At 62.0% G+C, this 6,193-nt stretch carries 7 protein-coding genes and 2 rRNA genes; 7 read left to right on the top strand and 2 right to left on the bottom strand.

The window, feature by feature from the left end; translation table 11 throughout:
• Positions 1–286, top strand: a 23S ribosomal RNA gene (locus HHL24_RS33560); the annotation flags it as partial.
• Positions 287–444: 158 nt separating this feature from the next.
• Positions 445–557, top strand: a 5S ribosomal RNA gene (gene rrf, locus HHL24_RS33555).
• Here rrf and HHL24_RS33550 read toward each other — a convergent pair.
• Both HHL24_RS33550 and HHL24_RS33545 read right to left on the bottom strand, forming a co-directional pair.
• Positions 552–752, bottom strand: coding sequence for a hypothetical protein (locus tag HHL24_RS33550; protein WP_169489592.1), 201 nt, complete (start codon positions 750–752; stop codon positions 552–554). The genes rrf and HHL24_RS33550 overlap by 6 nt on opposite strands.
• Positions 753–813: 61 nt before the next feature.
• Positions 814–1,506, bottom strand: a complete 693-nt coding sequence (locus HHL24_RS33545) for an NnrU family protein (RefSeq protein ID WP_169489591.1) — start codon at positions 1,504–1,506, stop codon at positions 814–816.
• A 606-nt stretch (positions 1,507–2,112) separates the two neighbouring features.
• On the opposite strand from HHL24_RS33545, the gene HHL24_RS33540 reads away from it, so the two are divergent.
• From HHL24_RS33540 to HHL24_RS33520, 5 genes are read left to right on the top strand one after another with little or no spacing between them, the layout of a single operon-like run.
• Positions 2,113–3,156 (top strand): NAD(P)-dependent alcohol dehydrogenase, encoded by a 1,044-nt coding sequence (locus HHL24_RS33540; protein WP_169489590.1) that lies wholly within the window; start codon positions 2,113–2,115, stop codon positions 3,154–3,156.
• A 26-nt stretch (positions 3,157–3,182) separates the two neighbouring features.
• A complete protein-coding gene (locus tag HHL24_RS33535) occupies positions 3,183–3,497 on the top strand; it encodes a hypothetical protein (protein WP_329606781.1) in 315 nt (104 codons plus the stop codon).
• Positions 3,494–4,516, top strand: coding sequence for a CobW family GTP-binding protein (locus tag HHL24_RS33530; RefSeq protein ID WP_169489589.1), 1,023 nt, complete (start codon positions 3,494–3,496; stop codon positions 4,514–4,516). The genes HHL24_RS33535 and HHL24_RS33530 overlap by 4 nt, the downstream gene beginning before the upstream one ends.
• Positions 4,513–5,607 carry a WD40 repeat domain-containing protein gene (locus tag HHL24_RS33525; protein ID WP_169489588.1) on the top strand — a complete coding sequence of 365 codons (1,095 nt, stop codon included), beginning with the start codon at positions 4,513–4,515 and terminating at the stop codon, positions 5,605–5,607. Before HHL24_RS33530 ends, HHL24_RS33525 begins: the two co-directional genes overlap by 4 nt.
• A 41-nt stretch (positions 5,608–5,648) precedes the next feature.
• The gene (locus HHL24_RS33520) at positions 5,649–5,852 is read left to right on the top strand and encodes a hypothetical protein (RefSeq protein ID WP_169489587.1); all 204 of its coding nucleotides are present in this window, start codon (positions 5,649–5,651) and stop codon (positions 5,850–5,852) included.
• Positions 5,853–6,193: the final 341 nt, after the last annotated feature.

Below are 6,193 nucleotides of genomic sequence, written 5' to 3'. Positions count from 1 at the left end.
CCGTGGGCGCTGGATATTTGAAGGGGGCTGCTCCTAGTACGAGAGGACCGGAGTGGACGAACCTCTGGTGTACCGGTTGTCACGCCAGTGGCATCGCCGGGTAGCTATGTTCGGAAGAGATAACCGCTGAAAGCATCTAAGCGGGAAACTCGCCTTAAGATGAGATATCCCCGGGGCTTCGAGCCCCTTGAAGGGTCGTTCAAGACCAGGACGTTGATAGGTCAGGTGTGGAAGCGCAGTAATGCGTTAAGCTAACTGATACTAATTGCCCGTAAGGCTTGATCCTATAACCGGTGTGTCTTGCACACGTGCGGTTGAGTGATCAGTTGTTGTGCCAGAAACAACACAACCCCAACAGCTTTACCCCTCTGGTGAGCATCACCAGAAACTACTTCTTCCAGATTGGTTGTGCCGCCCACAAAGGCGACACGACAACAAGTCATGCCTGATGACCATAGCGAGTCGGTCCCACCCCTTCCCATCCCGAACAGGACCGTGAAACGACTCCACGCCGATGATAGTGCGGATTCCCGTGTGAAAGTAGGTAATCGTCAGGCTCCCCAGCAGCAAGCAAAAACCCCACCCCACAAGGTGGGGTTTTTGCGTTTGCGGCCGCAAAAAGCGGCCGATTCGATCTCGTCTGGCTCACGTCCGTTGAGAATCGATTTCTGCCGATGATCGAACGGCAAAAACCTACCAGCAAAAGAATCGGGCGACAGAGCGACGAAGCGCGGCAGGTTCAGCTCGTTCACTTCCCGGGGATGTCGGCTGGCGGCCCACTACCGCTCCATGACGTGACAGCCCGGGCTGCGGCTACAGCCAGCGCCAGATGCCCGCGGCCCAACCGGTGAGTGGGAAATGAGCCCAGGTCGCTACGAGCCAGACGACGAGGCCGCCCAACAGCGCGTGCAAGCCGAATCCGCCCAGTTGCGCACGGCCGGCGGCGATCGCCGCGAACGGCAGGTAGCTCGTCTTCGACTCCCATGCGGGCCAGAGATCAGGCTGGAGTCGCTCCTTCTTCCGGTCCTGCAATGCAGCGCCGACGAGCGCGAGGAGGACGATAGCCGCCGCAAGTATGATGTTCTTGGCCACCGGGAACACCGCGATGTGGCACAGCCCCCAAAGCGCGAAGGCCCACATCATCGGGTGGCGTGTCACCGCGAACGCGCCGCGCGCCGCTTCCGGGAACGAGCCGGGTCGGCCGCCGGTAGGAAGCGCCGGGTTGCGGATCAGAAAGCCCATCAGGAGGATCGACGCGATCAGCATGACCAGGGTCGCAACCGCCCACAGCCCGTTCCCTACCGGCCAAAGCGGTGCCGTCATGGGCGCCTTTCCGTAGGCCAGGATCAACCAGCCGAGCGTCAAGATCGCAACCAGCGAATAGACGCCCAGGAACCCCACTTCGCCAATTGCGCGGACCAAACGCCCGCGCAGCGGATGGGACAAGACAAAGTGACTACCCACGAAGGCGACCGCCGCCGCCACAACTGCGTTGGTGCTTCCCATCGGCCTGGCTCCTCAAGTCATATCGTCGACTGACCGTCTTGCCCCGTTCGCGAACATGCGCGGCCGGACGTTCAACGCTGCCGGCATGGCTCGCATTTCGGCATTGACGACGCCTTCATTTGGACATTTCGTCATGGCGACCCAAGCCGCCATAGAGGGGCGGGCATTTGCCCCTGCTCATACCCAGTACTGAAGACTACTACTGACGGGGGTAGATCAGCCAGTTACGCGGGAATCGGACATGCCCCATCAGTTGCGGTCTGCAGGACTGTCGTCCTGATTGGGCCAACCGCCTCGACGGTTTCATGTCCGCGCACGTCGGCAAAAGCGATATGTCCCATTTCGAAACAGGCTTGGCGGTCTGCGTTTAACCAGACGTCCGATTTTGCGACAGCACGGGCCGATCACGACCGGCGTCATGTTCCGTGCGTATCAGTCGCTCCTTGTCCAGCATGTAGACCGCGCCCACGCCTGGCGATTTCAGAGTCATTGGCACAGAGCTTGCACAGAAGCGATAGAAAAAAGTCGCAAGCGTCCGAGGCGAGTGTTGCAGTGGCCGACCACACGCTCGAACTCGAAACACAACATGATTGGAGGAGGCGAAACGTGAAAGCCGCAGTGCTGCACCAGTACGACGAATCATTGAGCCGCGACGAGCTCGTGCGTTACGAAGAGTTCGCGGATCCGAAAATCGAACGCCCCACCGACGTGATCGTGCGCATCGGAGGCGCCGGTGTCTGTCGCACCGATCTTCACGTTGTTGAAGGCATATGGCGCAGCAAGGTCGACGTCGCTTTGCCTTACATCATGGGCCACGAGAATGCCGGCTGGGTCGAGGCGGTCGGCCGCGGCGTCGAAAGCGTGAAGGTGGGTGATCCGGTGATCTGCCATCCGCTGGTGACGAGCGGCCATTGTCTTGCATGTCGTCGTGGCGACGATATGCATGCGACCGACAGCCGGTTTCCCGGCATCAACGCGAATGGCGGCTACGCAGAGTACCTGCTAACCGGCGAACGCTCGCTGATTCAGCTACCGAAGTCGCTCGCGCCCAAGGACGTCGCACCTTATACCGATGCCGGACTCACGGCCTATCGCGCCGCAAAGAAGGCGTCGCGCCACCTGCTTCCCGGCCAGTTTGCGGTCGTAATCGGCGCTGGCGGCCTGGGTCACATCGGCATCCAGGTATTGAACGCACTGTGCGCGGCGGAAATCATCGTGGTCGATCGGTCCGAGACCGCGCTGCAGCTTGCGAAGGAATGCGGCGCGCACCATACCGTCAAGGGCGATGGAAACGAAGTCGAGAGCGTGCTTGAGTTGACTGGCGGCAACGGAGCGGAGGCGGTCATCGATTTTGTCGGCGAAGGCGACGCGATCGCCAAGGGACTCGCGATGACGCGCAACGCCGGGTTCTATTACATCGTCGGCTATGGCGGGAAGATCGAGTTGCCGACCATCGACATGATTACCAGCGAGAAAACGATTGTCGGCAATCTGGTTGGCACCTACCCCGAGCTGGTCGAATTGATGGCACTGGCCGACCGTGGACTGGTTCATCTGGCGACCCGCGAATACCGCTTGAGCGAGGCGAACCAGGCGCTCAAGGACCTGCACCACGGCAAGATCAAGGGCCGTGCGGTGCTGATTCCGTAGCGGAAACGGCCTGGAGGGAGAACATCGTGGCGCAGCAAGACGTCATGCCGCTCTTTGAGCGCATGCGACTGGTCATCGCACTGACTGAGGTCAACTCCCACCACTTGCGCGGCGAGAGCCGGCGCGCGGGCGCGGAGATCGAGTTGGCGTGCGCGCTGGCAAGTGAGCAGCGCGACGGCGTCTCGCCTGATGGGACGCGGAACATCGCACAATTGCGCGAACGACTGAGCGACGCCGAGCGCGCGTTGCAGGCGATCGAATCCGAGCGCGCCAGGCTCGAAGAAGAGTTGGTCAATCTCGACGCGATGCTTCCGGGCGCGAAGCAAGGGGGCTGGCAATGAATCGAATCCCGGTCACTGTTCTCACCGGTTTTCTCGGCGCGGGCAAGACCACGCTGCTCAATCGCATTCTGCGTGAGCAGCATGGCCGGCGCTATGCGGTGATCGTCAATGAATTCGGCGCGATCGGTATCGACGGCGATCTTGTCGTGGGCGCTGAAGACGAAGTCGTCGAACTGAATAACGGCTGTATCTGCTGCAAGGTGCGGGGAGACCTGATTCGCGTGGTGTCTGGGCTCGTCAGACGCAAGGGCGGTTTCGACGGGATCCTGATCGAAACATCCGGATTGGCGGACCCCGCGCCCGTGGTGCAGACTTTCTTTATCGACGATCTCATCCGGCAGCACACGCGCCTCGACAGCGTGATCTGCGTCGCCGACGCCTGCCACCTGCAAGCGCGCCTCTCCGACAGCCGCGAGGCTGCGGAGCAACTCGCGCAAGCTGACATCGTGCTGCTCAACAAGACCGACCTGGTCGACATGGCTGGGCTCGCGGCGGTACAAGAGGAAATCCGGCGCATCAACCCGACCGCCGAACTGCTGCCCAGTGTCAGATGTGCGGTGCCACTTGCTACGCTGCTCGATCGTGGTGCGTTCGATCTCAAGCGTATGCATCTCGGCGTGTCGCAAGGCGAGGGTAGTGCGTTGCCGCGTGGCGAGCGCAGCTATCGCTATGTTCCCGTCGATTCTCGCGCTTCCGTCAATCGCGGACGGCACAGTCACGACATAGACAGCGTGTCGCTGCGCGTCGACAAACCTCTTGAGCGCACCCGTTTCCTCTCGTGGCTGCAGCAACTGGTGGTTGAGCAAGGCCAGGATCTGCTGCGGGCGAAAGGCATCGTCGACCTGGCCGGATCGGAGCGCCGCTTCGTATTCCAGGGCGTGCACATGACGATGGACACCGACTTCGACCGCCCTTGGCGAGTGGACGAACATCGCGATAGTCGGCTGGTGTTCATTGGGCGAAATCTCGATCGGCGTGGCTTGCGCGAGAGCATCAGATACTGTGAGATCGACTCATGAATGCGCCCCCGCCCCTGATCGAATTGCTCGGCGCGCGTTGGGTGGCCGAGGCGCCCGTTGTCGCGGCCGTCTGGGACGCCACCGGGCTATACGCCGGCTTCGCGCTGGGTGACGGCACGTTGGCGCTCGCGACCGGGACGTGGGAAGGCGGGCCACGGCTCACGCCGCGCGAGAGCGGCGGCGTCGAGTTCGTGCAGGCGCAAACGCCGCCCACGCCACTGGCGCGCTATAGCGTCCACGAGAACACCTGCCTTGGGCTTGCCGCCGACCCTGCAGGAGGATTTCTAAGTGGCGGAGACGACGGTCGCCTTGTCCACCTGAATATCGATGGCGCCAGCGAAGTCCTGGTGGACCTGGCCGGCGAGTGGATCGACCTGGTAGCCGCGAGGCCCGCGGGCGTTCACGCCTACGCAACCGGCCGCCGGGTCCACTTGCTGGGGGCGAAGGCCGGTAGTCTGACGTTGCCCGGTTCGGCGACTGCCCTCGCTTTCGACCCTGCCGGCAAACAGTTGGCGATCTCGCATCAGGGCGGCGTCACGCTATGGTCCGCCGACACCCTTGAACAACGCCATCTGGCGTGGCGCGGTTATCACCGAACCGTCGAGTGGAGCCCTGACGGCCGCTATCTGGTGAGTGGTATGGAAGAGAGCGCGCTGCACGGCTGGCGGCTCTCCGACGGCGGCGACATCGAAATGGGGGGGTACCCCGGCCAACCTCGATCGCTATCCTTTTCCGCGGACGGCCGGTTTCTTGCAACGAGCGGTGGTCTACGTCCTGTCTGCTGGCGGTTCGATCCGCCCGGCGGCGATGACCAGCCGCACGAATGCGGCGTCGCCAGCAAGACACCGGTCAGCCAGGTGGCCTGCCATCCCACTCATCCGCTGATTGCGGTGGGTTACCACAGCGGCGCGGTGCTGCTGTGCCAGCCGGGCAGCGGCGATGTCCTGGTCATCAAACATTCCGGGAACAGTCCGGTCAGCACCATGGCATGGTCCCCTGACGGCACACGGTTAGCGTTGGGCACGGAGGCCGGCGAGCTCGCGCTGGTGTTCTTGCCGGACCTGCTGTTCCGCTTCAGAAGTCAGGGATGAGCGCGTAACGAGATTCATCACATGCGAGGAAGGAGACAACGATGAACGACCAACACCCGTCCAAGGACCAGTTCTTCGAGCGGTTGGGATCGCTCGCAGACGCGATGATCGCGGCTTATGGCAAAGATTTCGCCATGGGCGCCATGATCCTCGCCGCGCGCTTTGTCGCCGAGGGCAAGCCGCCTGGCGACAACTTTCCTGGCGTGATTCATAAGGAAGAGAGTCGCGGAGGCCTCGGCCTGTAGTAGAGGTTTGCATCTGAAGTTTTCGTGGGTCCCCTGGCCGTCATTCATGAGGGCCGCCTTCGCATCCCGCAAGAGGATGTGCTCGTGTGCGAGTGGTTATCGCCGAATGCGTGGCGGGCTATTGCGTCGGCCTCCGGCACTCGCACATGGGTACCCGCCCCAAGTCTCCCTCTCCTGCCGAAATAAATAATCTGGTGTGCTGAGCGGTTGTCGAGCTCCACACCGGAGTCCGCATGCGCGACGATTGAATCTTGCTTGAACGACCCGGCAGATCGGAACGTCCCAATATCGGACAGGTCCATCGAACACGAATGTCGCATAACAAAACAGAACACTCGCGC

Origin of the sequence: Paraburkholderia polaris, assembly GCF_012927345.1 — a bacterium.
In the GTDB taxonomy this organism is placed as follows: Bacteria; Pseudomonadota; Gammaproteobacteria; order Burkholderiales; family Burkholderiaceae; genus Paraburkholderia; species Paraburkholderia polaris.
This window is presented reverse-complemented; position numbering and strand designations above follow the sequence as displayed.